This is a genomic window from Neorhizobium sp. USDA 3394 (genome assembly GCF_056280385.1).
In genome coordinates this window covers 706,182-732,956 of the sequence record NZ_JBWCDU010000001.1, presented here as the reverse complement: position 1 = coordinate 732,956, position 26,775 = coordinate 706,182, and the positions used below count along the sequence as shown (strand labels likewise).

Below are 26,775 nucleotides of genomic sequence, written 5' to 3'. Positions count from 1 at the left end.
CCGGGGAGAGGAGGATCGGAGACCTCGCGGCATATCCTCTTCTCCCCGGCGGGGAGAAGGTGCCGGCAGGCGGATGAGGGGGAGCCACGCCCGGGAAAAGAAATGATGGAAAACGCCAATCATCCTCACACCCCCGCCTGCTGCCGCTGCCGCTTCAGATGCGGCGGCATTTCCGCATAAACGCCTTCGAACATGTCCCGCATCGAGGGCCGGCCGCCGGAATGCAGCGTGCCGTGGCGCTCCGCCTCCTTCTGGGCGGCGACGACCGTGTCGCGGATTTCCGCCTCCATCTGCTTGTGGCGTTCCTCGCTCCAGGTGCCGATGCGGATCAGGTGGTTCTTCAGCCGGATGACCGGATCGCCGAGCGGCCAGGCCTCCGATTCTTCCTTCGGGCGATAGGCGGACGGATCGTCGGAGGTGGAATGGGCGCCGACGCGGTAGGTGACGTATTCGACCAGCGTCGGGCCGATATTGCGCCGCGCCCGCTCCGCCGCCCATTTGGCGACCGCATGCACGGCGAGATAGTCGTTGCCGTCGACGCGAAGCGACGGCAGGCCGTAACCGAGGCCGCGGGCGGCAAAGGTGCCCGACCCGCCGCGGGCGACGCCCTGGAAGGTCGAGATGGCCCACTGGTTGTTGACGACATTGAGGACAACAGGCGCCCTATAGGTGGAGGCAAAGACCAGCGCCGAATGAAAATCCGACTCGGCGGTCGATCCGTCGCCGATCCAGGCAGCCGCGATCTTCGTGTCGTTCTTGATCGCCGACGCCATGGCCCAGCCGACGGCCTGCACATATTGCGTGGCGAGATTGCCGGAGATGGTGAAGAAGCCGTAGTCCTTCGCCGAATACATGATCGGCAACTGGCGGCCCTTCAGGGGGTCGGCATCGTTGGAATAGATCTGGTTCATCATCTCGACCATCGGATAACCGGCGGCGATCAGCAGGCCGGCCTGGCGGTAGGTCGGAAAGTTCATGTCACCGGGCAGAAGCGCCTTGCGGAAGGCGCAGGAGACCGCCTCCTCGCCGAGATGCTGCATGTAGAAGGACGTCTTGCCCTGCCGCTGCGCCATCAACATGCGGCTGTCGAAGACCCGCAGCAGCATCATGTGCTTGAGGCCTTCCATGAGTTCCTCCGCGGTCAGCGACCCGGCCCAGGGACCAACCGCCTCGCCCTCGCGGTCGAGCACGCGGATGATCGAATAGGCGAGGTCGCGGATCTCCTTCGGATCGACATCCACCTCCGGCCGCCGCACCGAGCCGGCCTTGGGGATCGGCACATTGGAGAAATCCGGCTTGCCGCCCGGCCGCACTTCCGGCTCGGGCACATGCAGGCTCAGTCTCTGTCCATCCGTCATTCGTTTCTCCTCCCAAAGAACCGATCAAAATCCGTCGTTCAACGCGGCGCCATCCTGAGCGCTCCGTCGAGGCGGATCACTTCGCCGTTCAGCATCGGGTTTTCGATAATGTCGCGCACAAGCCGTGCGAATTCAGCCGGCCGCCCGAGCCGCGGCGGGAACGGCACCGATTTGCCCAGCGAGGCACGCACCTCGTCGGAAAATCCGGCCATCATCGGCGTCTCGAATATGCCGGGCGCGATCGTCATCATGCGGATGCCGTCGCGGGCAAGCTCGCGGGCGATCGGCAGGGTCATGCCGGCCACCGCCGCCTTGGAGGCCGAATAGGCGGCCTGGCCGATCTGCCCGTCATAGGCGGCAACGGAAGCCGTGGCGACCAGCACGCCGCGCTCGCCCTCCTGGTTCGGCTCGGTTCTCGCAATCGCCTGCGCCGCCAGCCGGATCACGTTGAACGTGCCGATCGTGTTGATCTCCAGCGCGCGGGCAAAGCTTTCCAGCGCATGGACGCCTTGCTTTCCAAGCACCTTTTCCGACGGCGCGATGCCGGCGCAGCAGACGGCCCCGCGGATCGGCCCATTGGCGGCCTCCGCCTTGGCGACCGCATTTTCGACCGCTTCTCCGCTGCGTACATCCGTCTTCACGAAGATCGTGCCCTTGCCGAGTTCCTCGGCTCTCGCCTGCCCGCCGGCCTCATCAAGGTCGAGCAAAGCCACGCAACCGCCGGCTTCGACAAGCATTTTAGCTGTCGCAAGCCCAAGGCCGGAAGCGGCACCGGTGACCAGAAAGTTTCCGCCGTCTATGCGCATCCCGATCCTCCTCAGTTCGCCAGGCCGCGGGCGATGATGATCTTCTGGATGTCGGACGTGCCCTCGTAGATCTGGCAGACGCGGACATCGCGATAGATGCGCTCGACCGGGAAATCGGAGATATAACCGTAGCCGCCGAGCGTCTGGATGGCCGCCGAACAAACCTTCTCCGCCATTTCGGAGGCAAACAATTTCGCCATGCAGGCCTCGTCCAAGCACGGCTCGCCGCGATCCTTCAGCCGTGCCGCATGCAGCACGAGCTGCCGCGCCGCCTCGATCTGTGTCTTCGCATCCGCCAGCCGGAAGGCGACCGCCTGGTGGTCGAGAAGCAGCTTTCCAAAGGTCTTGCGCTCCTTGGCATAGGTGAGCGCCACGTCGAAGGCGGCCTGCGCCATGCCGACGCATTGGGCGGCGATACCGATCCGGCCCGCCTCCAGCCCCGACAGCGCGATCTTCAAACCGGCGCCTTCGGCCCCGATCCGCTGGCTTTCGGGAACGCGCATATTGTCGAACATCAGTGCCGCAGTGTCCGAAGCCTTCTGGCCGAGCTTGTCCTCGACCTTGGAGATCGAAAATCCAGGCACATCCGTCGAGGTCACGAAAGCAGAGATGCCGCGCTTGCCGGCGCTCGGATCGGTGACCGCAAAGATGATCACCGTGCCGGCGATCTTGCCGGACGTGATGAACATCTTCGAGCCATTGATGATGTAGTCGCTGCCATCTCGGGTGGCGCGGGTGCGGATCGCCGCGGCATCCGAGCCGGTATCGGCCTCGGTCAGCGCAAAGGCGCCGATATGGCGGCCTTCGGCGAGCGGCCGGAGAAACCGTTCCTTCTGATCGTCGGAAGCATGCATGTCGAGGAGGGAGCAGACCGGCGAATTATGAACGCTGACGAGTGTCGAGACTGCGCCGTCGCCCGCCGCGATCTCCATCAGCGCGCTGGCATAGGCCACATAGGAGCAGCCGACGCCGCCCCATTGCTCCGCGGTTCGCATGCCGAGGAAACCGAGCTCACCGAGCTGTTTCAGCACATCCGGCTCGATCGCGTGCGACTTGTCGCGCGCTGCGGCGCCTGGTTTCAGGACCTCCCGGGAAAACTCCGCGGCAGTCGAGCGGATAAGCTCTTCTTCCTCAGTCAGCATGCACTGATCTCCTCCCCGAAACCGCCTGCATGAGTACTAAATTAGGACTGAACCGGTCCGCCGACCACTCCCTGGAACTTGTTATTTGTTGCTCCCCCGCGCAATTTTATTGCGCCTGCGCCCCACAATGGAACCGGAAGCCAGTTCGACCGTTTGCCGCTCTCTCTCAACCAGGGGCTGGCCAGCATGTCGGAATTGAATGCCGTTACCGAGTTTCGTGCGTTTCCAAAGACTTGGGGCGCCGAATACGTCGCGGCCGGCGAGGTGCGGTTCCGGCTCTGGGCACCGGGCCAGGAGACCGTGACGCTGAGGCTGAACGGCGAAGATACCGAGATGAGCCGCAGCGAAGACGGCTGGTTCGAGCTGCTCGCCACCGGCATCGCCCCCGGCGCCGAATATAACTACGTCCTGGCCGAGGGCATGGTCGTTCCCGATCCCGCGTCGCGCGGCCAGAAGGACAGCGTCAACGGTCCCTCGCTGGTGATCGATCCGACCAGCTACACATGGCAGCATCCCGAATGGCAGGGCCGGCCGTGGGAAGAAACGGTCGTCTACGAAATCCATATCGGCACCTTTACCGAGGAAGGCACGTTCCGCGCCGCGATCGACAAGCTGCCCTATCTCACTAAGCTCGGCGTCACCATGATCGAGGTCATGCCGGTCGCCCATTTCGGCGGAAACCGCGGCTGGGGTTATGACGGCGTTCTCCTTTACGCGCCGCATGCCGCCTACGGCCCGCCGGAGGATTTCAAGGCGTTTATTGACGCGGCCCATGGTCATGGGCTGACGGTGGTGCTCGACCTCGTGCTCAACCATTTCGGCCCGGAAGGAAACTACCTGCCGATGCTGGCGCCCGGTTTCTTCCACAGGGAGAAGATGACCCCCTGGGGTGCGGCGATCGCCTATGATGTCGAACCGGTCCGGCAATATATCGTCGAATGCGCGCTCTACTGGCTGGAGGAATTCCACCTCGACGGGCTGCGCTTCGACGCCATCGACCAGATCGAGGATTCATCCGAAAAACATGTGCTGATCGAGATCGCCGAACGCATCCGCGCCGAGATCCCCGAACGCGCCATCCATCTGACGACCGAGGACGCCCGCAACGTCACTTTCCTGCATCCCCGCGACGAGGACGGCAAGGCGCCGCTCTTCACCGCCGAGTGGAACGACGACCTCCACAACGCCGTGCATGTCTTCGCGACCGGCGAGACGCATGCCTACTACAAGGATTTCGCCAAGGAGCCCGAAAAGCTGGTGGCGCGGGCGCTCGCCGAAGGTTTTGCCTATCAGGGCGAAGTCTCGCACCAGAGCCGCAAAAAGCGAGGCGTTTCGAGCCTCGATCAGCCCCCGGTCGCCTTCGTGGATTTCATCCAGAACCACGACCAGGTCGGCAACCGCGCCGAGGGCGAAAGGCTGATCGAACTCGCCGGCCCCGACAAGGTGAAGCCGCTGCTCGCCATGCTTCTCCTCTCACCGCATATTCCGCTGCTCTTCATGGGCGAGGAATATGGCGAGACCAACCCCTTCCTGTTCTTCACCGATTTCCATGGGGATCTCGCGAAAGCCGTGCGCGACGGCCGCCGCCGGGAGTTTGAAGGCCATGCGGGCCACGAGGGCGAGACCGTTCCCGACCCGAACGCCAGAAAGACCTTCGAGGTATCGAGGCTCGACTGGAAGAAGCTGGCTTCGGCTAGTGGCAAGGACTGGCTGGAATTGACGCGGACGCTTCTGAAGCTGCGGCAGGACATCGTCGTTCCCCTGCTCGGCTCCGCGGGCGGTCGCTCCGGCAAGGTGCTGAGGACCGACAAGGGTTTCCTTGCCGTATCGTGGAATTTTCCGAAGGGCACGCTCTCGATGGCGATGAATATCGGCGAGAAGGCGCAGGCGCTGCCGGACATGCCCGGCAGGGTGATCTTTGCATGGCCTGAACAGGCGAAGGACCTGCCACCCAACTCCATCCTCGTCCGTTTCGAAGCTGTCGGAGACGCCGCATGATGATCCCGACCGCCACCTACCGCATCCAGTTCCGCAACGGCATGACCTTCGATCGGGCGAGCAGCCTGGTGCCCTATCTGAAGGGGCTCGGCATCAGCCACCTCTACGCCTCGCCGATCTTTACCGCCACGACTGGCTCCACCCACGGCTACGACGTGACCGACGCCAACGAGATCGACCCTGCGATCGGGGGCCGCGACGGTTTCGAGCGGATGGTGAAGGCATTGCAGGCCGAGGGCCTTGGCCTGATCATCGACATCGTCCCGAACCACATGGCGGCATCGCTCGAAAATCCCTGGTGGCGCGATGTCGTCGAGAATGGCGAGAATAGCCGATATGGACGGCATTTCGATATCGACTGGACCAGGCGACTGACATTGCCCTTCCTCGGCGACACGTTCGAGAAGGTGCTGGAAGCCGGCGAGATCTCCGTCACAGCTGATCCGAAAAGCGGCAAACCGGCCTTGACCTATTTCGACACCTTCTATCCGCTGACACCGGCGAGCTATGCCGGCCGAGAGACGGAAGCGCTGAAAATCACCGATCGCGCCGCGATTGCCAAACTGCACGACCAGCAACACTACCGGCTGATGTCCTGGCGGGATGCGCCGCGTGAACTCTCCTATCGCCGTTTCTTCGAGATCACCGGACTTGCCGGCGTGCGTGTGGAGGATGGCGCCGTATTCGACGATACGCACCGGCTGATCCTCGAACTCGTCCGCGAAGGCAAGGTAGACGGCCTTCGCGTCGATCATGTCGATGGCCTTGCCGATCCCAAAAGCTATCTCGAACGCCTGCGGCACGAGGCCGGGCCGGATTGTTACATCACCGTCGAAAAGATCCTCGGAGAAGGCGAACAGATCCCGGCGGAATGGCCGATCTCCGGCACGACCGGTTACGAGTTTATCGCAGCCGTTAGCGACGTCCTGGTCGATGGCGGCAGGTTGGACGAGCTGCGCGGCGCCTACGAAAGGATCGTCGGCCGACCGGTCGACATGGAGGCTGAACTGCGCGCCGCAAAGCTGCTGATGGCCGACAACAATTTTGCGGGCGAGGTCTCGACCCTGCTGAATATCGCCATGCAGATCCAGCCGACGGAGGACCGCGAGTCCGCGCTATCGGAGGCGTCGGTAAAATCGGCGCTGCGGGAACTGCTTGTCGCCTTCCCGGTCTACCGCACCTATGGCACGCGGGAGGGCATTCCGCCCGAAGGCCGGGAGATGTTGGCGAAAGTTCTGGTCAAGGTGCGCAACGGCCCCAACCGGCCGGAGGACGCGGCCCTCGCCTTTCTCGAACGTATCCTGGTCGGCGACGTCGAGCAGGCGGCAGCCAGCAGCGCGTCGATCTTCCGCACCCGCTTCCAGCAGCTTACCGGCCCGTTGATGGCGAAATCCGTGGAAGATACGCTGTTCTTCCGGCAGCATATGGCGCTGGCGTTGAACGAGGTCGGAGCCGAACCCCTGCCCCGCAGCTTCTCGCTCGATCGTTTCCATGCGGAAATGCAGGTGCGGCTGGAAAGGCAGCCCGATGCGCTGTCGGGCACCTCGACCCATGACACCAAGCGCGGCGAGGATGCCCGCACCCGACTTTATGCGATCACCGAGGTCCCGGACCTCTGGGCCGATGCCGTGGATCGCTGGCGCAGGATGAACAGCCAAGCCGTCCGCGCGCTGGATGACGGGCCCGCGCCGGAACCCGCGGTCGAATGGATGCTCTACCAGGCGCTTGCCGGTACATGGCCGAACGAACTCCACACGGAAGACGCAGCCGGCCTCAAGGCGCTGGAGACCCGTTTCCTTGGCTTTGTCGAAAAGGCGCTGCGCGAGGCGAAGCTGCGCACCAATTGGGGCGACCCAAATGAGACCTACGAAAAGGCGGTCCTCGACTATGTCAGCGCGCTGCTCTCTCCGGGCAACCAGACCTTCCTGACGGACTTCGCCGACACGCTCCGCCCCTTCATCCGTGCGGGCCTGGTGAACGGCATCACCCAGACGATCATCAAGCTGACGGCGCCAGGCGTACCCGACATCTATCAGGGCAGCGAAGGCCTCGACCTCAGCCTCGTCGATCCGGACAACCGCCGCGAGCCGGATTTCGGCAGGCTGCAGCAACGGCTGACGGAGAGGGAAAAGCTTGTCTCGACCGGGGAGGAGGAATGGCAGAGCGGCCGGCTGAAGCAGCACGTCATCGCCACCCTGTTGCGCGTTCGCCAGGAGGCACCGACCTTGTTTCGCCGCGGGGAATATCTGCCGCTTCGAGCGTCGGGCAAGCGCGCCGACAATATCATAGCCTTCGCCCGCGCCGACATGGATGACGCCTTTATCGTCATCGCCCCGCGGCTCGTGTTCAGCGCGCTGCATGCGGGCCTTGCTCCGTCTCGATCCGAACGTTGGGCGGAAACGGAGATAATTCTGCCCGAAAGGCTGGGAGACCGCCGCTATCGCGATGTCTGCACCGGCAAGGCCGTCGATCCCAAGGATCGCATCGCCGTCAACTGGGCGTTTGGCGACCACCCTTTCGCGCTCCTGCTGGCGGAATAATGCCGCTACGCCCAAACAGCCTCACAAAGATAAGGCGCCGGTCCTTACGGGACGGCGCCTTATCAGTATGCTTCAGCTTTGCTTCTCACCGATCAGCCAAGGCCGATGAAGGACAGAACGGCGAGAACGATGACGACGGCTCCAACGAGCCATACGATACTGTTCATGACTGTCTCCTTTCTCAGTTCGCGACAGGTGGAAGCAAGGCTTCCGTTTGATTCCATTTAATAAATCAAGCAAACCCAACGAGATTCAGAACGGCGATGACGATGACGACCGCGCCGACCAACCAAACGATGCTGTTCATGACTTTCTCCTTTTGATGTCGTGAAATTGAACGGCGACAGGCGTAAAAGGTTCCGGTGAAACATGCCTGGAACAAACACGCCCGGCATGGGTTGAACGAGCGTCCAGCGGAGTTCTGCTCCGCCAACAGGGTGGGACAAAATGGCGGGTGAGAATTTTCAGAACGGCACGACGGAGGGCGACACCAAACCACCACACGTCGTCATAGTCGGTGCCGGCTTCGGCGGGCTTGCGACTGCCGGAGCGCTCGGCAACAGCCCCATCGACGTGACCGTCATCGACCGGCGCAACCACAATCTTTTCCAGCCGCTCCTTTATCAGGTCGCGACCGCCGCACTGTCTCCCGCCGACATATCGGAACCGATCCGCCGCACGCTCGGGCGCTTCAAGAACATCAACGTGATGCTGGCGGAAGTCACCGGCGTCCATGCGGCAACCAAGACCGTAATGCTCGACAATGGCTCCACCGTCCCTTACGACCGCCTCGTCATCGCCACCGGCTCGGATTACAATTATTTCGGCCATGACGACTGGCGCGCCTGGGCGCCGGGCCTGAAGACCATCCACGAGGCGCGGCTGATCCGCCAGCGCCTGCTGCTCGCCTTCGAGAAAGCCGAGCTTTCCCATGATCCGGAAGAGAAGAAGGCGCTGCTTACCAGCGTCATCATCGGCGGCGGTCCGACGGGTGTCGAAATGGCCGGCGCGATCGCCGAGCTCGGCCACTTCATGATCACCCGCGATTTCCGCAGGCTCGAGCCTGATCACATGCGGGTCATCCTCATCGAAGCCGGCCCGAAAATCCTCGCCACCTTTCCCGACAACCTCACCCAATACGCCATGAAGGCCCTTGAAAAGGCAGGTGTCGAGGTGATGACCAATCTTGCGGTCGAATCCGTCACCAAGGATGAGGTCGTCGCCGGCTCGCAGCGTTTCCGCACCAGCTGCGTCATCTGGGGTGCAGGCGTCAAGGCGTCGCCCTCGGCCAAATGGCTCGGAATCGAGGGCAAGGCGGGCGGCCGTATCCCGGTCGAACCGGACCTCTCCATCACCGGCTTTCCGGATATCTTCGCGGTTGGCGATACGGCGCTGGGCCTTGCCGAGGACGGCAAGCCGCTGCCTGCCCTTGCCCAGGTCGCCAAGCAGCAGGGCCAGTATCTCGGCAAGGCGCTGCGGGCAAAACTCCTTGACGGCACGCCGGCCGCGCCGTTCCGTTTCCAGAATCGCGGCAATACCGCCGTCATCGGCCGCGATGCGGCGATCTTCGACTTCGGCAAGTGGACGCTGAAGGGCCGGCTTGCGTGGTTCCTCTGGGCGCTCGTCCACGTCTATCTGCTCGTCAATTTCGAAAAGCGCCTGCTCGTCAGCGTCCAATGGATCTGGCGTTACCTGACCCGGCAGCGCGGCGCCCGCCTGATCGACGAAAATGCCGCCACTTCCGTTCCGTCTTCCACGCAAAGGACCGAGACATGAACACCGCCAATCCGCAGCTCGAAGGCCTCTATCTCGCCGTTGCCGCGATCAACCGGCTCCTCGTCGAAAAAGGCGTCCTCTCCCATGAAGAGATCCAGGGCGCCCTGCAGGCGGCCGAACGCACGGTGCTTGCCGACGACAAGCCCCTCGCCGTCTCGACGTCCCACCAGAAGGCGATCGCCTTCCCGATCCGGCTGCTGCTTCTGGCCAACGAGGCGAGTGAACAGGGCACCAAATTCTGTTTCGAGGATCTGGCGCGGGAAGTCGGCCGCCGCACCTGAGAAAATCTACTCCCCAAACATGAACGGCGGCATGAGCCACGCCGCCGTTGTTTTTGTGGGAGGAGAGCTTGACTACAGGATGGGCTTGCCGCCGGTAACGGCGATCGTCGTGCCGGAAACGTAGCTGGAGAGGGGATCGGCAAGCATGACATAGGCTGTCGCCAGTTCCGCCGGCTGGCCCGGGCGCTTCATTGGCACTTGCTTGCCGAAATCCTTTACACGGTCCTCCGTCATGGTCGAGGGAATGAGCGGCGTCCAGATCGGCCCGGGTGCGACCGCATTGGCGCGGATGCCTTTTTCGGCCAGCAGCTGTGCGAGGCCCGCCGTGAAATTCTGGATCGCGCCCTTTGTCGTCGCATAGGCGAGCAGCGTCGGGTTCGGATTGTCGGAATTGATCGAAGCGGTGTTGATGATGGCACTACCGGGCTTCATATGGGGCACGGCCGCCTTGGTGAGATAGAACATCGCATGGATGTTGACCTGGAAGGTCAGTTCCCATTCCTGGTCGCTGATGTCGCCAATGTCGGAAAAAGTGGCCTGGTGTGCGGCGTTGTTGACGAGAATATCGATCCCGCCGAACTCCTGAACCGCCTTGTCGATGATCGCCCGGCAATGTGCCGCCGTCTTGATGTCGCCCGGCACCAGCACCGCCTTGCGGCCAGCTTCCTCGACCAGGCGTTTGGTGTCCTCGGCATCCTCGTCTTCATCCAGATAGGAAATCAAGAGATCGGCGCCTTCGCGCGCATAGGCGATCACCACAGCCCGGCCGATGCCGCTGTCGCCGCCCGTGATCACCGCCTTCTTGCCAGCCAGCCGGCCGGAACCCCGGTAGGAGAGCTCCCCGTGATCCGGCACCGGATCCATGCGCCGTGTATAGCCCGGCATCGGCTGCTGCTGTTCGGGAAACGGCGGAGTGGGATACTGGGCCATCAAGATCTTCCTTGTTATCGAGGTAGCGAACTGATCGCCCCAACTGGCCTCGTCCGGAGATGTTCCCGACCAAAATGCACAATCAAAAAGGAGAAAACGCGACGCGCCCCCCACTTCCGGCTCAAGCTCCGGGCGTGATTGCTCCGTCGCCGCGCCGCAGGCGTTTCAGCTGATTGACGATCCGGAGCGAGCTCCCAGCCCGTGCCGCCGAGGAATCTGAGCTCTTCGACAGGATCCGCAACATGTCCTCCGCCTCGTCTGCGGAAATGGTGCCGCGGGCGGCCAGACCGTCGATCAGCATGAGCATCGCCCCTTCGATCGCGAGCGAGCGACGGCGCGTTTCCATTTCGATTTCATTGGCATCGGACATTGCAGGCTCCTTGAATTGTCACCTGCCGAATGGTTTGGGGAGAAGATTGTTCCTCACCATCCTGCCCGGTCTTTTCGCAAGCCTCGAGGTCCCGTCGGCAGTCAGCCGCCGTTCTGGGCGTCATCGGGCGGTGACGGGCTCGTGTCGACCTTGCCGGGACCTGCCTTGTAAAAGTACTGGCTCGCGACGAGCCAGCCCTTCAGCGGCCGCATGGGCGCGAGACACGTCAGGAGCAGAAAGGGAAGCGAGACCAGCAGATGCACCCAGAATGGCGGCTGGAAGCTGGTCTCGATCCAGACCGCAAGCGCGATACTCGGAATGCAGCCGAAGCACATGACGAAAAAGGCTGGACCGTCTCCCGGGTCGGCGAAGGAATAATCGAGGCCGCAGACCTCGCAGGCCGGCCGCATCGACAGGAACCCGTTGAACAGATGCCCCTGGCCGCAACGCGGGCAACGGCCGCGCAGACCGGTATCATAGGGAGAAAGAGGCGCCCAGTTCGCGTCGTGGGACATGGAAAACTGCCTTTCGTGACAGGAGACAAAGTTTGTTTTTCGGATACTTATCCGGCAGACCTCTATAACAAGCCGTTCCCTGCCGGGCGCAATCCCGGCTTTTGAGGTTCGGCACGAAACTTCTGTCATCGATCTATGGCAGGCAGCTCCAAAACAATAGTCTGGCGTCGATCGAATCGCTGCCTTCACCTTGGACGGTATTTCATGGCTTCAGAATTTTCAGGCCTCGGCATCGCCCACCAGGGCCGTTTCACCCGGCTGAAGTGGCATCGCCTGCGCCGCAGCTTCAAGGATCCGCTGTTTTCCGCCGGCGTCATGGCAGAGGGTTTTCGTCTTGGAGCATCGACCGAACTCGATCTGCGCGTCCGCGCCGATGGCGGCTTCGTCGTCCTGCATGACGAGGAACTCGAAGGTGAAACCACCGGCCATGGCCTCATCCGCGAGGCCTTACCCGAAACGATCCGCGGCCTGACGCTGCTGGAGGGCGGCCATCCGCCCATTCTCAGCGAGGATCTTGCGACAATGCTTCAGACCGCCCATCCGGACGCCCTGCTGCAGTTCGACGTGAAGGACGAGCTTGAGGCGATCGGCCCGCGTGGCATGGACCATCTCGCCGACCATTTCGCCGGCTCCAGTTCCTCGATCATCGTCAGCGGCGCCGATCTCGACCTGATCGTCGCCGTCAAGCATAGACTGCCGGGCGTCAAGCGCGGCATCGACCCGACGGGCAAGCTCATGGATATCTACCGCAACCATGGCCTGAACGCCGTTGAAACGGATCTCCGTGCCGATATTGCCGGCCCGACCGAGCCGGACACCATCTATCTCGCCTGGCCGCTGGTGCTGCAGGCCGCGAGGGACGGGCTCGACCTGGTCGGCCTCTGCCACGATGTCGGCAGGCTGGTGGATGCCTGGACCTTCAATCTCAAGACCCCGGACGCCGGTTTCGACGAGGCCGAAGCCCGCAACTTCTCAGCCCTGATGGCGCTGAAGCCGGATCAGATCACCACCGACGAACCGATCGCCACCGAACGGGCCTGGGCGGCCATCTCCGCTTGAAGTTCATCAATCGTCGAACCCGAACGGATCGCGAAACACCCGCCGGCTGACCAGCTTGAGACTGCGGTCCGGCTGGATGATATAATTTTCCTCGACCCGCTGGCCGAGTTCGTTGCGGAACTCGTGCGGCACGACGCTGCCGATCGGCGCCTTGGTGAGCTTGGTGCGCGGCTGGCCACGATAGGTGATGCTGCCGGGGATCGGCCGGATGCCCGGTCCGATGTCGATTGCCCCGGTGGTTCCGCCGCCGTCCGTGCTGCAGCCGGCAAGTGCGATCACGAGACCGACGGTGGCGATGATGTTTCTCATGGGCTGATCCTTCCCGATATCCCGCTGACGCGGTGGACTCACTGAACTTCGCGAATATGCGAGAAGTTCCATGCCATCAGCCGAGCCGATAAATCCTCTACCCATCGCCAAAATATCCGATACATCTGTTCCCCGCCAGTAACGGAATGGAGAATGACTGCCGTGACGAAATCCTTTGGAGCGATGTCGATCGCCGAGCTTTCCGCGCTCATCCAGATGGGCAAGGTCGATCCCGTCGAAATCACGGAATCGGTGCTGTCAGGCATCAACGCCTATCCAGACAAGGCCGTGTTCATATCGCTGCTCGAAGACCGCGCCACTGCGGAAGCCCATGCCGCCTCCAAGCGCCTCAAGGAAGGCCGCTCGCTCGGCCTCCTCGACGGCATTCCGATCGCCTGGAAAGACCTCTTCGACATCGAGGGCCTGCCGACCACCGCCGGCTCGAAAGTGCTGAAGAAGGCAGCCCCCGCCGCGAAGGACGCGGCGATCGTCGATCTCCTGAAACAGGCCGGCATGGTCGCGATCGGCCGCACCAATATGAGCGAATTCGCCTTTTCCGGCATCGGCATCAATCCGCATTACGGAACGCCGCACAATCCGCATGGCAAGGATGCGCCGCGCATTCCGGGCGGCTCCTCCTCCGGTTCCGGCGTCGCCGTCGCAGCCGGCCTCGTGCCCGTCGCGATGGGCACCGATACGGGTGGCTCGATCCGCATTCCGGCGGGTTTCAACGGCATCGTCGGTTACAAGGCGACCCGCGGCCGCTACCTCATGGACGGCGTCTATCCGCTGGCAACCAGCCTCGATTCGCTCGGCCCCCTCTGCCGCACGGTGCAGGACGCGGTGTGGGTGGATGCGGCCATGCGCGGGCTTGCAGTACCGCAGACGACCCGCCGGCCGGCGCAACCGCTCGATATCGTCATCCCGACCAACATCGTCCTCGACGGCGCCGAGCCGGGCGTCGTGGCTGCCTTCGAAGCTGCGATCGAGCGGCTTGCCAAGGCCGGAGCCAAGATCACCCGCCTCGCCTTCCCGACCTTCGACGAACTTCCGAAGCTGATGGTCAAATACGGTCCGATGGTCACCGCCGAAGCCTTCGCCCTGCATCGGGAAAAACTGGCAGGGCCGGATGCCGAGGAGATGGACCACCGGGTGGTCGCCCGCACCCGCCTCGGCGAAAAGACCAGCCTGTCCGACTATATCGCCATCGTCGAAAACCGCGCCCGGATGATCGCCGAAACCGAGGCACTGGTCGGCGACCGCTTCGTCGCCATGCCATCGGTCGCCCATGTGGCCCCGCCGATCGCGCCGCTCGAAAAGGACGACGAGATGTTCTTCGCCACCAACGGCAAGACGTTGCGCAATACCGGCTTCGGCAATTTCCTCGACTGGTGCGGCGTCTCCATCCCGTGCGGCACCGGCGACGCCGACATGCCGGTCGGCTTCCTCCTGTCCGCCAACGCCAATTGCGATGAAACACTGCTGCAGGCCGCGATGGCGTATGAGGAGATCATCCGCGGCTAGAAGCGGTGCAGAAGATCGCCTTGCGGAGGACAGTCGGTTGTCGGCACAGGCGGAAAAGTGTGCCTGGCGTGCTGATAGAAGAGTTGCCTCCCACGGCAGCTAACTAAGGAACCGTTTCCCCGTAACCGGGACCGCGGCAGTTGCCTTTTGCTTGTTCCGATATCCCCGAGAGCCTAGCCTCTTCTGCGGATTTGAGGAAAGCGGCATACCATGCAACTCGATTTGAACGGCAAGACGGCACTGATCACCGGCGGCTCCAAAGGCATCGGCCTTGCCTGCGCCCAATCCCTTCTGTCCGAAGGCGCCCGCGTCGTCATCTGTTCGCGCTCCCAGGCGAATATCGATGTGGCTCTGTCAAAACTGCCGGGCGCCATCGGCTTTACGGCCGATCTGATATCGGAAAGCGAAGCGCTGGCTCTCGTCGACAAGATCGAAGCTGAAGTCGGCGCGCTGGATATTCTCGTCAATTGCGCCGGTGCCGCGCGGCGCACGCCGCCACAGGACCTGAGCCCGGCTCACTGGCGGGCCGCGATGGACGCCAAATATTTCTCCTACATCAATGTCATCGACCCTGTGGTCAAGCGGATGGCTGCCCGCAGGGCGGGCGTGATCGTCAACGTCATCGGCGGCGGCGGCAAGGTCGCATCGCCGATCCACCTTCCGGGCGGGGCCGCCAATGCGGCGCTGATGCTTGCGACGGTCGGCCTCGCAAATGCCTATGCCGCCAGCGGATTGCGCATCCTCGGCATCAATCCCGGCAATACCGAAACCGAACGGGTCACCGAGGGCCTCCGGGCGGAGGCGGCTCTCCACGGCATCAGCGAACAGGCGGCGCTCGAAAAACTGATCCAGCGCATCCCGCTCGGCCGCATGGCGACGCCTGACGAGATCGCCAATGTCGTCACCTTCCTGAGTTCGTCGAAGGCGAGCTATGTCACCGGCGTCGTAATCGGCATGGACGGCGCCCTCAACCCGATCGTCGTCTGACGGAACCTCTCGGACCAGGCCGGCGTGCGGCGGTGCCGCGTGCGCCGTCGGTCACATCGAGGAACCACGATCAGAACGTCTTCCACTCATTCCCTAGTCAGCCATAGAGATGCAGGTCGATAACATGAGCAGTTCCGAGTTCCTCTGGTATATCCCGAACGACGTCAAGGCCGGCCATCGCGGCGATGCCGCCGCCGAGAACCACAACAGCCTGGAAACGCTGACCAGCCACGCCAAGGCGCTGGAGGATCATGGCTGGAAGGGCGCGCTCGTCGGCACCGGCTGGGGTCGGCCGGATACGTTCACCATCGCAACGGCTCTTGCCGCCCGCACCACCACGTTCGAACCGCTGATCGCGATCCGCCCCGGCTATTGGCGGCCAGCGAACTTCGCCTCCGCCGCGGCAACGCTCGACCACCTGAGCGGCGGCCGCGTGCGGGTCAACATCGTCTCGGGCCAGGATAATCTCGCCGCCTATGGCGACAGCGAGGGTGACCAAGCGCATCGTTATGCGCGCACCAGGGAATTCATGCGGCTGGTCCGCCGTCTGTGGACCGAGGAGAACGTCACGTTCAAGGGCGAGCATTTCCAGGTTGCCGGTTCCACGGTCGAGCCTCGTCTCCAGACCCGCGGCGAGCGCAAGCACCCGAAACTCTATTTCGGCGGTGCTTCCGAAGCCGCCGAGCAGGTGGCCGCGACGGAAGCCGATATCCAGCTCTTCTGGGGCGAACCTCTCGACGGCGTGCGGGAGAGGATCGAACGGCTGAAGACACTGAGCAGGCAGCTCGACCGCGACCTTCCTCCGCTTCAATTCGGGCTTCGGATCACCACCCTCGTTCGCGACACGACGGAACAGGCCTGGGCCGATGCCGAGGCGAAGGTCGCCGAAATGGCCAAGGGCAAGGCCGGCAACTGGAACGACCACGGAAAGCCGGTCGCCGTCGGCCAGCGCCGGCTGCTCGAACTGCACGAGCGCGGCGATGTCCTCGACGACAACCTTTACACGGCGCCCGGAAAATTCGGCGGTGGCGGCGCCGGCACCACCTGGCTCGTCGGCTCGGCCGAGGACGTCGCCCGTTCGCTGCGCAAATACGAGGATCTCGGCATCACCCATTTCGTGCTCTCCGACACGCCTTATCTCCAGGAGATCAAGCGGCAGGGCGATCGACTGCTTCCCCTTTTGCGCGGTTGAAGCGCAACAGCGGTTTACTGCGGGAAGCGGCCGCCTCTCCTCAGGCCCCCAGACGCTTCCGGTCTCGGGATCGAAAATATGGACATGCGGGACATCGATATCGATCCCGATTGATCGCGCCTCGCCGGGTGACTTCGGGTGGCCACACAATTTCAGTGGGTCTCGATCATACCTTTGGATAGGGGAACAATCCCCTTGTCCAATAGTCTCACCGCCTGCCTCGGCGTTAAACTCCGATCTTCGACGAAGCACACGAAGAATGGAGGAGACATAGGATGCTGATCGCACAGCCAGTGAAGGCATCGCCTGCCGACCCTTCGGCAAAACGCACCGACGTTTCAAGATATCGGACGTCGGAGATAGACCTCGAACGGCTTGTCGCCAGACACGTCCCGCGAGATCCCGATCAATCCGATCCGCAACCCAACCTCCGTCAAATCGCTGTCGGCGGCCTGGCCCCGTGGCAAATGCGCAATGTGCAGACCTATGTCGACATGTACCTCCGCTCGACAATCCGCGTCGAGGCCTTGGCCGGTCTCTGCAACCTGAGCAGCGGCCATTTCCAGCGGGCCTTCAAGGCAAGCCTTGGCGAGACGCCGCACAAATACGTCACCCGCAGGCGCATGGAAATGGCCTGCCGGATGATGACCGGCACGGACGAACCCCTCTGCCGGATCGCCCTGGAATGTGGCATGACCGACCAGGCGCACCTTACCAACAGCTTCCGCCGCCTTTACGGAATTGCTCCCAATGCATGGCGAAAGCGGATGCTGCTCGAAAGATCCGGACATGGCGTCCGCGAGACTGCCGTTGCTCGGCGCAACTGACAAACAGGACGAAGCTGCGCGCCAACCGCGAATTTCATTGCCGTTGACGGTGCGCGTTATTCCGGGCTGCCGTCACTGATGGCAGTCGCCTGCAACCAAACGGCAAGCCAGCGACCGTCTCGCCATTCGTAGATATCGGTGTGCCAATAGCCGCTCAAGGGCACATGAATCGGCAGCTGGATACGTTGCGGCCTGGTCCAACATTCAACGCCCCGCGATCCAATCGGCAGCAAACCACATCCACTTGGCAAGCTGTCGAAATCCCCCCCCCGATTTTCAGGGGTCTTTCATGCTTTCTTAACATTCGTCAGTTTCTAATTAAGACGATTAGTGAACTCCGGCGAATGTGGCCGGGAGCATACCTAAAGATATTTTTTAAGGTGGATATATTGCAGGCGCATGTTCTCTTGAGCAGGAAAATTGCAGCACGTAACCCGGGAGAGCGCCGGAGGCTGGCCAGGCGGCACTGGTACTTCTCGACTGTTCCGGCGGGGGCACTTGTGGTGCTGTCTGCAGGGGCGGCTCAAACCGCTGACTGGCACGGACTGACAAGCAGTGACTGGACAGACGGGAGCAATTGGACCGGCGGCGTCGCCCCCGGTGCCGGTGTAACCGCCAACATCAGCACGCCGGGTGCACCGAGCAACATAACAGCCGTCATCGGCGTCACCGGCCCCGTCAGCGTGTCGGTGGGTGCCACAAATGTTGGCCAAGACGCGACTGTGCCTGGGATTTTGAGGATCCAGAATGGCAGCAGCCTAACCAGCACCGGCAACGGCCGGCTTGGGACCGTCGGCACAGGGGCCGGAGTTGTCACCGTTACGGGAGCCGGGTCACTGTGGAATGTCACCGGCGGTGCAAATATCACGCTCGGACATCTCGGCACCGGTACGCTGAACATTGAGAATGGCGGGCAGGTCAACACGAACACGGCGCTCCTAGGAGGCCCTGGTCCCTTAACTTCGGGCACGCTCAACATCAGCAGCGGCGGCACGTTGCAGGCTCAAACCTTGCGTAGCGGCTCCGGCGCGAGCCAGGCCAATTTCGACAATGGCATTCTGCGCGCGACGGCCGCCAACGCGACCTTCATCGACGGATTTTCCGGCACCGAACTCAATCTGCTTGCCGGCGGGCTGACGATCGATACCGCCGGCTTTGCCGTGGGAACCGACGCAACGTCGGGCTTTACCGGCGTCGGCGGATTGAGCAAGATTGGCGCCGGCGTCTTCACTCTATCGGGCAGTAACATCTATTCGGGTGAGACGATCATCCAGGCCGGCACGCTCGCGCTGGCGGGTGCGGGTTCGATCGCCAACTCCGCCCGTGTCGTCACCACAGGCATTTTCGACATTTCAGGCGTCACTCCGGCCGGCACCGACATCCAAAGCCTGGCCGGCGGCGGCACCGTGGCGCTGGGCACCAAGAACCTGACGATCACCAATGCCAACGACACGTTCGCGGGCGTCATCGGCGGCACGGGCGGACTGACCGTCACCGGCGGCAGCCAGACGCTTTCGGGCGTCAACACCTATACCGGCGCGACGACGGTGAGCGGTGGCCGGCTTGCCGTCAACGGCTCGATCACCAGCCCGGTCACGACATCGGGGGCCGGCATTCTCGGCGGCAACGGCACGATCTTCGGCGATGTGACCAATGCCGGAACGATTGCGCCCGGCAATTCGATCGGCACGCTGACGATCGCCGGCAACTATACCGGCACGGGCGGCACGCTCGAAGTCGAGGCCGTGCTCGGCGGCGACGCTTCGCCGACCGACCTCCTCGTGGTGACCGGCAATACGGCCGGCACCACGAACGTCAAGGTCATCAACCTTGGGGGCGGCGGCGCACAAACCGCCGAGGGCATCAAGATCGTCGATGTCGGAGGCGTGTCAGCCGGCTCCTTTTCGCTGCTTGGCGACTATGTGTTCGAGGGCGATCAGGCCGTGGTCGGCGGGGCCTATGCCTACCGACTCTATCAGGGCAGCGTCAGCGCGCCCGCAGACGGCGACTGGTATCTGCGTTCGACCCTGCTTAATCCTGCAGGCGTGGGGATCGGGATGGTCTATGCGCCGAGTGTTCCGCTCTACGAGAGCTACGCCGGCGTGCTGCAGACGCTCAACGAGTTCGGTACACTGCGCCAGCGCACCAGCGGCCGGGCGATCGAAGAGCCCCATGCCGAGAATGATCCTGCCAAGGCGATCTGGATCCGCATCGACGGCACGCATGCGCATTTCAATCCGAAAACCTCGACGACCGGCACGGAATACGATGTGGACACATGGACGCTGCAGGCGGGCATCGACGGAATGCTGCATGAAAGCGGGGCCGGCGCGCTGATCGGCGGCGTCAGCTTCCATTTCGACACAGCCTCGGCGGACGTCTCCTCGCGCTTCGGCAAGGGCAACATCGATACGACCGGCTACGGCCTCGACGGCACCTTGACCTGGTACGGCAATAGCGGCTTCTATGTCGACGCTCAGGCTGCCTTGACCTGGTATGACAGCAATCTCAACTCCTCGACCCTTAACGACACGCTCGCCGACGGCAATGATGGCTTCGGCTACGGCCTGAGCGTCGAGACCGGGCAGAAGATCGCCCTGACGCGCCAGTGGTCGCTGACCCCGCAGGCGCAACTGGCCTATTCGTCCGTGCGCTTCGACGACTTTACCGACGCCTATGGCGCCGCCGTCTCGCTTGACGATGCCGACAGCCTGACCGGTCGCCTCGGGATCTCGGCCGATTACGACAGCGACTGGAAGGACGCCGCCGGAAGGACCAGCCGCGCGAAGTTCTACGGCATCGCCAATCTCTATTACGACTTTCTCGACGGCTCGAACGTGGATGTCTCCGGGGTCAGGGTCGCCAGCGAGAACCAGCCGCTCTGGGGTGGCCTCACCCTGGGCGGCTCGCTCAGCTGGTCCGACGACCGATATGCGGTCTACGGGGAGGCCTTCGCTCGCACCAGCCTCAAGGATTTCGGCAACAGCAACGCCATCGGCGCCAAGGTCGGGCTTAGTATGAAGTGGTAGGTGTGGTCGGGAAACCTGACCCCACCCTTCCCCTCGCCGAAGACGAGAAAAGCCCCGCAGCCGGTTAAGGCCAAGGGGCTCAGGTCCGCTTGGAGGAGGAGATAGAAGGAAGCTTTCAGCGATCGCCGGATTGGAATTCTCGGCTGGTCCGATGGTAGCGGGAGGCAGAATTGAACTGCCGACCTCAGGGTTATGAATCCTGCGCTCTCACCAACTGAGCTACCCCGCCACAGGGACTGCGGAAGTTCCGGCGTGGCCGGTTCCGCTTTGGTCGTGCGGCTTATAAGTCCCCCGTCACCAAAGTGTCAAGCAGGGTTTGGGCAAAAACCGGTGGCAATTTTGTGCCTTACGGTTAGCGCCGGTCTCAGGCCGCGACCGGCGTCGAAAGCAGGGCCTTCAGAGCGGTTTCCGCCTCGGCCGCCCGTTCCGAACGTTCGATGAAACCGCCGCCATAAACCCGCGCATCCGCCCCTTCGGCGGAATAGAGCACGCAGGCCTGACCCGGCGCTACGCCCGCCTCTCCGATTGCCAGATCGACATAGACGCCGTGATCGTCGCAGTGGAGGATGGCCGGTGTCGGCGGACGCGTCGAGCGCACCTTGGCGAAACAGGCGAACCCGCCCTTCGCATCCTCGTCGAGTACACCGTCGCCGATCCAGTTGACGTCGCGCAGGTAGACGCGGTGGGTATCGAGCGCTTCCTTCGGCCCGACGATCACCCGGCGCGAGCGGGCATCGAGATAAACGACGTAGAGCGGCTCGCCGGTGGCAATGCCGATGCCGCGGCGCTGGCCGATCGTGTAATGCACGATGCCCTCGTGGCGGCCGAGCACGCGCCCGTCCATATGCACGATATCGCCGGCGAGTGCCGCGTTCGGCTTCACCTTGTTGATGATATCGGCATATTTGCCCTGCGGTACGAAACAGATGTCCTGGCTGTCGGCCTTCTTGGCGACCACCAGGCCCATCTCCTCGGCGAGATCGCGCACCTGCGCCTTCGACATGCCGCCAAGCGGGAAGCGCAGATAGTCGATCTGCTCCTGGGTCGTTGCGAACAGGAACCAGCTCTGGTCGCGATCACTGTCGATCGGCCGGAACAGGGCGCGGCGGTTCGGATTGCCCGGAGAAGGGTTGGCGGAGGAGCGGATATAGTGGCCGGTCGCCAGCGCATCGGCGCCGAGATCCTTGGCGGTCGCCAGAAGATCGGCGAACTTGACCGTCTGGTTGCAGGCAACGCAGGGGACCGGCGTTTCGCCCATCGCATAGGCCTCCGCGAACGGATTGATCACCGTCTCGCGGAACCGCTTTTCGTAGTCGAGCACATAATGGGGAATGCCGAGCGTTTCGGAGACGCGCCGCGCATCGTCGATGTCCTGGCCGGCGCAGCACGAACCGGCGCGGTGCACGGCCGCGCCATGATCGTAAAGCTGCAGCGTGATCCCGAGCACGTCATAGCCCTGGCGTTTGAGCAGACCTGCAACGACGGAGGAATCCACTCCCCCCGACATGGCAACGACAACACGTGTGTCTTCCGGCCTCTTGTCAAAATCCAGCGTATTCACGAGTAACTCTCTCGGTCTCTCAAGCGCCGGTCCATGATGGGAGGGCGACATGTTCAGGGCCTGCGGCGGGATCGGCCGTCGGAGGCAATTCTTGCCGGATATAGAAAGGATTTGCGGCCTGCGCAAGGAGGAGCGCGAATCGCAGGCGCGGCGCATGCAGGAACGGACAAGGCCTCAACCGCGAAGACCGATGCAGTTTCCCCATGGATCGCGGACCTGACACATGCGCAGGCCGTTCTGGATGTCGATCGGTCCCCGATAAAGCGTCGCGCCAATCGCGGTGAAATGCTCGACCGCCGCGTCAAGATCATCGACCTGCCAATAGACGACGGATCCGCTGGCGCCGCTTCCCACCTTCTCGTCAGCCGCCACGATCTCGAGGCAGATCCCGCCGATATCGAGAAACTGAAATTCGAAAGCCTCGAGGTGACGCCGCACCGATTGCGGGAACGCCGCCTGATACCAATCCAATGCCCGTGCAACATCCGCGACATGGACAAGGATGGCGCATATCGGCTTTGCTTCGGTGTTCAATGCGATCGTCCGACGGAGGTTTGCATGGCCGACTGTCTATGCCCATGGAATGGTTTTGTAAAACACTTGGGGCTGTCCCGGCGGGACTCAGCACTCCGAAAAGCAGCCTGCCCGAAGCCGGGAGGCCGGAATTCAAGACTGCAGCGCTCCATGCCGTACGACCTTGCCGGCTGCCGTCCTGGCGCCGCTGGCCGCACCTTCCGCCCGCACCCGCGGCAGGCTTGCCGGATATTCGCGCTGGATGAAGTCGATGATCTTTTCGCGCACCTCGCACCGGAGGTCGAAGGTCCGCGGGGCATTGGAGGCGGAGACGAGGATGCGGATCTCCATGACGTTTTCCCTGAAATCCGTCACCTGCACGGCCACCACCCGCTTGTCCCAGAGCTTTGACGTTGCGGCAATCTCCTCGCCCTTGCGACGGACCGCGTTCACCGGAACCGAATAGTCGAGATAGATCATCACCGTGCCGATCAGCTCCGAACTGTCGCGCGTCCAGTTCTGGAACGGCGTCTCGATGAAATAGCTGAGCGGCAGGATCATCCGCCGCCAGTCCCACAGTTTCACCACCACATAGGTCGAGGTAATCTCCTCGACATTGCCCCACTCACCCTCGACGATCAGCGCGTCGTCGATGCGGATCGGCTGGGTGATCGCAAGCTGGATGCCCGCGAAAATGTTCTTCAGCACCGGCTGCAGCGCAAGGCCCAGCACGACGCCCGCCACGCCGGCGGAGGCAAGCAGGCTGACGCCGTATTGCTGCACCGCCGGAAAGGTCATCAGCATGGCGGCGATGGTGATCGCCACGATCATGACGCTTGCGATCCGCTCGGCGATCCGCGACTGGGTGACATGGGTGCGGGCGAGCAGATTGTCTTCCGCATCGAGCTTGAAGCGGCGCAGATAAACGATCATCCACACATGCAGGGCGATCTTCGCCATCCAGCCGACGACGACGATGAAGCCGAGCAGCAGCAGGTGACGTATCACCTGCCCCTGCCCGGCACTGAGCGGCGCGATCGTCGCGCCGAGCGACAGCGTCCAGGTGAGGATGGCCAGCCGCATCGGCCGCCGCGTACGCGACACCAGCGACCGCCAGAACAGGTCCCTGTTCTCGACCAGCCGCGTCAGAAAGCGAAATCCGAAGCGCTGGATCGCAAGGCCGATCAGAAATGCGACGGCCATCACACCACAACTGACGAGCCAGTCCGGCAGCCAGGCCGTATCATTCCGGAATTCCTGAATGAAGCGTTCCATGCCCCCTCAGCTAGGGTGCGATGCAACATCGAAAAGAGCGGCCGCAAAAATTTCATGTTTTGGGAGTCATCTGGGCGCGGGGTGATTTGTGGCAACAGGGCGATCAGGGACGGAGAGACGATGCAATTCGACCTCATGCGCTTTGTCGACGCGCAAGCGCCGGTCTATGGGCGCGTCATCGGCGAGCTTCGCGATGGCAAAAAGCGCTCCCACTGGATGTGGTACGTCTTCCCCCAGGTCGCGGGGCTCGGTTTTTCGATCATGTCCCAGCGTTTCGCAATCGGCTCGAGGGCGGAGGCGACAGCCTATCTGGAACATCCCCAGCTTGGCCCCAGGCTCATCGAATGCACCGAAGCGATGCTCTCCCATTCGGACCTTTCGGCGCACGCCATCCTCGGTTCACCCGACGACATCAAGTTCAAAAGTTCGATGACGCTGTTCGAGGCAGTCAGCAAAAAGGGCTCGCCTTTCGAGCGAGCCCTTGAACAGTTCTTTGATGGCGAGCGCGATGAAAAGACCATCGCGCTGCTTCGGGTTTAAGCGGCTGCCTGGATCGCCGAAAGCTTCCAGTCCGTGGCGGGCTTGCGCACGAAGGTCCAGACTTCGACGGTTTCCGTCACCGCGTTCGGATCGCCTTCGGCAACTGCGCCGGTATTGCGGTCCTTCATGTAATCGACGCTGGAGTAACGCATCGCGACGGTCGCGTAGTCCTGGCCGTTTTCACGCCAGGCTTCCGCCAGGTCGCCCTGCAGCAGCTTGACGTCCTTCACCTCGTTCTTGACGCCGTTGGTGGCGTTCTCGCCGAGTTCTTCGGCCAGGTAGGACATCGCTTCCGGCGTCGTGAGGCTGCGGAGCTTGGCATAGTCTTCGTCGCCATAGGCAGACTGGACATTGGTCAGCAGCTTCTCGAACTGGTCGAGGTCGCGGTTGGTTATGCCGATCTCGTCGGTCTCGGGGCCGGCCTGGCGCGGAGCGGCATTGGAACCGCCACCGAAACCGGTTGGCGCACTGCCGCCTCCCAGCGAGCCGATCTTCGGGATCTGGAAGGACGACGTATTCTGGCTCGGCGCATCATAGGCGTTGCGCGACTGGCCAAAGCCGGTATTCATCCCGCCTGCCGGGCCGCCAGCCGTCTGCTGACGGCGCGCGAACCAACGGAAAGCCAGCATCGCGAGACCGCCGATCAGCGCGATCTGCAGCAGCATGCCCAGCATGCCGGCCATGCCGCCGAACCCGGTACCCATCAACATGCCGATCAGGCCACCAAGGGCGAGACCGCCGAGCAGGCCGCCGAACATGCCACCGAAGAGACCCCGGCGAGGCTGCTGCGCCGCCTGCTGGCCAAGGCCGTTCTGCGGCGTCGTGGCGTTCTGCTGCGTATTGGGCGTCATCGACCGGTTGATGCCGGTCGGCGCCGTGGGCGCGGTATTGGTGGTCGCCGGGGCTGAATACGTGCGCGTGCCGCGGCTGCCGAAGCCGCCGCTGGCGCGACGCGCCTCAGCCATATCCACGGCGGTCAAGGAAACCGCCATTCCGATCGCCAGGATCGCGAACAGGTTCTTGAAACGCCGAAGGTTGGATAACATCGTTTTCTCCTCATAAACCGCTCAAGCGCGGTATTCCCTGACTATATAGAGAGGCGGCCATCCGAATTTTAGGCCCATCCTCCATTTTTCCCGTCGAAGTAGATAACGGAGTTTGAAACGGGAGCCAAGCGCCAAAAATACAATCAAAAGTAGATTATCCCGATATCAGCCTGCGACATCGGGCGCGGCATCTCTGTGCCAAAAGACGATCCCGCAGATCGGATTGCGCCGCGTGCAGAATGCCACTACCTTCTTACGAGGCACACAAACGCAAAGGAGGTTGCCTATGTCACCGCGGGACGCCTGATCCAGAACTATCAAGACTTCTGCCTTTCAAAGGGCATCGACTTCACACGCATTCAATCCGTAAGGCCGCATGACGCCACCACGCTCTTCTGCAGCGCTGGCATGCAGCAGTACAAACCCCTCTTCTCCGATCCCTCCCACAGAGGAACCGTCGCAAACAGCTAGGCATGCCTGCGTCTGGGCGACCTGGACGAAATCGGAGACGGAACCCACTTCCTTCACTTCACCATGCTCGGCCTCTTCTCTTTCCGGGAGATGAGCGTTGGCGATGCCATCGATTTCTGGCTCGAGTTCCTGCGAACGCTCGGCCTCACGCCGGATCATGTCACCATTCATCCGGACCGCCTCACCGAATGGACGCCGCTTTACCGCGGACGTTTTCCGATCGTCCCGGATCCGGAATGCACCTGGAGCGACGGCAGCATCACCGGATACAGTACCGAGTTCTACAAGGACGGGGTGGAGATCGGAAACATCGTCAATCCGTTGGGAACCTGCATCGATGTCGGCTTCGGCGCCGATCGTCTCGACATGCTCATCAACGGCACGCCGCCGGAGGATGTGCTCGAAACGCTAAGCAGCGCGATCATGAAGATCATCGAAAGCGGCTACCCTCCGGGCAACAAGGAGCAGGGTTACGTCCTGCGCAAACTGCTCCGCCGCCTGCATCGGATGGGCGGCGCGCTCGACCATCCTTTCTTCATCGAGGAGGTCGCACGTCAGGAACGGCTTCGGGCCAGATATCTGCGCCTGCGGGAAAGGCATCCCGGCATGAGCCCTGAATGGTGGTTCGATACGCATGGCATCGAGCTCTCCGACATGCCGGACGGATAAAATGAAGAAGGCCTCCGGCATACTCGCCGGAGGCCTTCGTCTTGTCCAGGAAACCCT

The 26,775-nt window shown here is 62.7% G+C and carries 22 protein-coding genes, 1 tRNA gene and 1 pseudogene; 12 read left to right on the top strand and 12 right to left on the bottom strand.

Translation table 11 applies throughout. The annotated features are described in order from the left end of the window. Positions 1-125: 125 nt before the first annotated feature. Genes ACZ9EJ_RS03260 through ACZ9EJ_RS03250 form a run of 3 tightly spaced genes read right to left on the bottom strand, consistent with a single transcriptional unit; the run spans position 126 to position 3,306 of the window. Positions 126-1,358: a 3-methyl-2-oxobutanoate dehydrogenase (2-methylpropanoyl-transferring) subunit alpha gene (locus ACZ9EJ_RS03260; RefSeq protein WP_046640862.1), complete on the bottom strand. Its 1,233-nt coding sequence runs from the start codon at positions 1,356-1,358 to the stop codon at positions 126-128. A gap of 38 nt (positions 1,359-1,396) precedes the next feature. Next, positions 1,397-2,164, bottom strand: a complete 768-nt coding sequence (locus ACZ9EJ_RS03255) for a 3-hydroxyacyl-CoA dehydrogenase (protein ID WP_046640863.1) — start codon at positions 2,162-2,164, stop codon at positions 1,397-1,399. An 11-nt stretch (positions 2,165-2,175) separates the two neighbouring features. Continuing rightward, positions 2,176-3,306 carry an acyl-CoA dehydrogenase family protein gene (locus ACZ9EJ_RS03250; protein ID WP_046632161.1) on the bottom strand — a complete coding sequence of 377 codons (1,131 nt, stop codon included), beginning with the start codon at positions 3,304-3,306 and terminating at the stop codon, positions 2,176-2,178. A 186-nt stretch (positions 3,307-3,492) separates the two neighbouring features. Here ACZ9EJ_RS03250 and treZ point away from each other — a divergent pair, with 186 nt between their 5' ends. The 4 genes from treZ to ACZ9EJ_RS03230 all read left to right on the top strand — a co-directional run bounded on the left by treZ (position 3,493) and on the right by ACZ9EJ_RS03230 (position 9,901). Next, positions 3,493-5,304 carry a malto-oligosyltrehalose trehalohydrolase gene (gene treZ / locus ACZ9EJ_RS03245; protein ID WP_046640909.1) on the top strand — a complete coding sequence of 604 codons (1,812 nt, stop codon included), beginning with the start codon at positions 3,493-3,495 and terminating at the stop codon, positions 5,302-5,304. After that, positions 5,301-7,844: a malto-oligosyltrehalose synthase gene (treY, locus tag ACZ9EJ_RS03240; protein ID WP_080955754.1), complete on the top strand. Its 2,544-nt coding sequence runs from the start codon at positions 5,301-5,303 to the stop codon at positions 7,842-7,844. The genes treZ and treY overlap by 4 nt, the downstream gene beginning before the upstream one ends. Positions 7,845-8,291: 447 nt before the next feature. Further along, positions 8,292-9,620: an NAD(P)/FAD-dependent oxidoreductase gene (locus ACZ9EJ_RS03235; RefSeq protein ID WP_046640864.1), complete on the top strand. Its 1,329-nt coding sequence runs from the start codon at positions 8,292-8,294 to the stop codon at positions 9,618-9,620. Beyond that, positions 9,617-9,901 carry a hypothetical protein gene (locus ACZ9EJ_RS03230; protein ID WP_046610083.1) on the top strand — a complete coding sequence of 95 codons (285 nt, stop codon included), beginning with the start codon at positions 9,617-9,619 and terminating at the stop codon, positions 9,899-9,901. The genes ACZ9EJ_RS03235 and ACZ9EJ_RS03230 overlap by 4 nt, the downstream gene beginning before the upstream one ends. Before the next feature lie 72 nt (positions 9,902-9,973). Here the strand turns inward: ACZ9EJ_RS03230 and ACZ9EJ_RS03225 are convergent, their stop codons facing one another. The 3 genes from ACZ9EJ_RS03225 to ACZ9EJ_RS03215 all read right to left on the bottom strand — a co-directional run bounded on the left by ACZ9EJ_RS03225 (position 9,974) and on the right by ACZ9EJ_RS03215 (position 11,716). Continuing rightward, complete coding sequence (locus ACZ9EJ_RS03225) at positions 9,974-10,831, bottom strand: SDR family oxidoreductase (RefSeq protein WP_046640865.1); 858 nt, start codon at positions 10,829-10,831, stop codon at positions 9,974-9,976. Between the two features lie 121 nt (positions 10,832-10,952). Further along, on the bottom strand, positions 10,953-11,201 hold the full coding sequence (locus ACZ9EJ_RS03220; protein ID WP_046632150.1) for a hypothetical protein: 249 nt from the start codon (positions 11,199-11,201) through the stop codon (positions 10,953-10,955). Positions 11,202-11,302: 101 nt separating this feature from the next. Next, entirely contained in the window at positions 11,303-11,716 is a 414-nt protein-coding gene (locus ACZ9EJ_RS03215; protein ID WP_046640866.1) for a DUF983 domain-containing protein, read from the bottom strand. Between the two features lie 204 nt (positions 11,717-11,920). On the opposite strand from ACZ9EJ_RS03215, the gene ACZ9EJ_RS03210 reads away from it, so the two are divergent. Next, positions 11,921-12,775: a glycerophosphodiester phosphodiesterase gene (locus ACZ9EJ_RS03210; RefSeq protein WP_046632146.1), complete on the top strand. Its 855-nt coding sequence runs from the start codon at positions 11,921-11,923 to the stop codon at positions 12,773-12,775. A gap of 6 nt (positions 12,776-12,781) precedes the next feature. Here ACZ9EJ_RS03210 and ACZ9EJ_RS03205 read toward each other — a convergent pair whose 3' ends face one another. After that, the gene (locus ACZ9EJ_RS03205) at positions 12,782-13,084 is read right to left on the bottom strand and encodes a hypothetical protein (RefSeq protein WP_046632144.1); all 303 of its coding nucleotides are present in this window, start codon (positions 13,082-13,084) and stop codon (positions 12,782-12,784) included. 162 nt (positions 13,085-13,246) lie between these two features. Between ACZ9EJ_RS03205 and ACZ9EJ_RS03200 the strand changes: the two genes are divergently transcribed. From ACZ9EJ_RS03200 to ACZ9EJ_RS03180, 5 genes are all read left to right on the top strand, one after another. Then, positions 13,247-14,608: an amidase gene (locus ACZ9EJ_RS03200; protein ID WP_046632142.1), complete on the top strand. Its 1,362-nt coding sequence runs from the start codon at positions 13,247-13,249 to the stop codon at positions 14,606-14,608. 210 nt (positions 14,609-14,818) lie between these two features. Then, entirely contained in the window at positions 14,819-15,595 is a 777-nt protein-coding gene (locus ACZ9EJ_RS03195) for an SDR family NAD(P)-dependent oxidoreductase (protein ID WP_046632140.1), read from the top strand. 124 nt (positions 15,596-15,719) lie between these two features. Further along, complete coding sequence (locus ACZ9EJ_RS03190) at positions 15,720-16,787, top strand: LLM class flavin-dependent oxidoreductase (protein ID WP_046632443.1); 1,068 nt, start codon at positions 15,720-15,722, stop codon at positions 16,785-16,787. 275 nt (positions 16,788-17,062) lie between these two features. After that, positions 17,063-17,614, top strand: a complete 552-nt coding sequence (locus ACZ9EJ_RS03185; protein WP_046632138.1) for a helix-turn-helix domain-containing protein — start codon at positions 17,063-17,065, stop codon at positions 17,612-17,614. 734 nt (positions 17,615-18,348) lie between these two features. After that, on the top strand, positions 18,349-20,643 hold the full coding sequence (locus ACZ9EJ_RS03180; RefSeq protein WP_046632135.1) for an autotransporter family protein: 2,295 nt from the start codon (positions 18,349-18,351) through the stop codon (positions 20,641-20,643). Positions 20,644-20,795: 152 nt separating this feature from the next. Here ACZ9EJ_RS03180 and ACZ9EJ_RS03175 read toward each other — a convergent pair. From ACZ9EJ_RS03175 to ACZ9EJ_RS03160, 4 genes are all read right to left on the bottom strand, one after another. Next, a tRNA-Met gene (locus ACZ9EJ_RS03175) sits at positions 20,796-20,872 on the bottom strand. 135 nt (positions 20,873-21,007) lie between these two features. After that, on the bottom strand, positions 21,008-22,204 hold the full coding sequence (gene mnmA / locus ACZ9EJ_RS03170) for a tRNA 2-thiouridine(34) synthase MnmA (RefSeq protein ID WP_046640867.1): 1,197 nt from the start codon (positions 22,202-22,204) through the stop codon (positions 21,008-21,010). Between the two features lie 174 nt (positions 22,205-22,378). Then, entirely contained in the window at positions 22,379-22,738 is a 360-nt protein-coding gene (locus ACZ9EJ_RS03165; RefSeq protein WP_046640868.1) for a VOC family protein, read from the bottom strand. Positions 22,739-22,870: 132 nt separating this feature from the next. Beyond that, on the bottom strand, positions 22,871-23,992 hold the full coding sequence (locus ACZ9EJ_RS03160) for a mechanosensitive ion channel family protein (RefSeq protein ID WP_052764620.1): 1,122 nt from the start codon (positions 23,990-23,992) through the stop codon (positions 22,871-22,873). Between the two features lie 120 nt (positions 23,993-24,112). Here ACZ9EJ_RS03160 and ACZ9EJ_RS03155 point away from each other — a divergent pair, with 120 nt between their 5' ends. Continuing rightward, the gene (locus ACZ9EJ_RS03155) at positions 24,113-24,532 is read left to right on the top strand and encodes a DUF1810 domain-containing protein (RefSeq protein WP_046632124.1); all 420 of its coding nucleotides are present in this window, start codon (positions 24,113-24,115) and stop codon (positions 24,530-24,532) included. On the opposite strand, the gene ACZ9EJ_RS03150 is transcribed toward ACZ9EJ_RS03155, so the two are convergent. Then, entirely contained in the window at positions 24,529-25,578 is a 1,050-nt protein-coding gene (locus ACZ9EJ_RS03150; RefSeq protein WP_046640869.1) for a Tim44 domain-containing protein, read from the bottom strand. The genes ACZ9EJ_RS03155 and ACZ9EJ_RS03150 overlap by 4 nt on opposite strands. A gap of 408 nt (positions 25,579-25,986) precedes the next feature. On the opposite strand from ACZ9EJ_RS03150, the pseudogene ACZ9EJ_RS03145 reads away from it, so the two are divergent. Further along, positions 25,987-26,718 (top strand): annotated as a pseudogene (locus ACZ9EJ_RS03145) (alanine--tRNA ligase-related protein). Positions 26,719-26,775 lie beyond the last annotated feature (57 nt).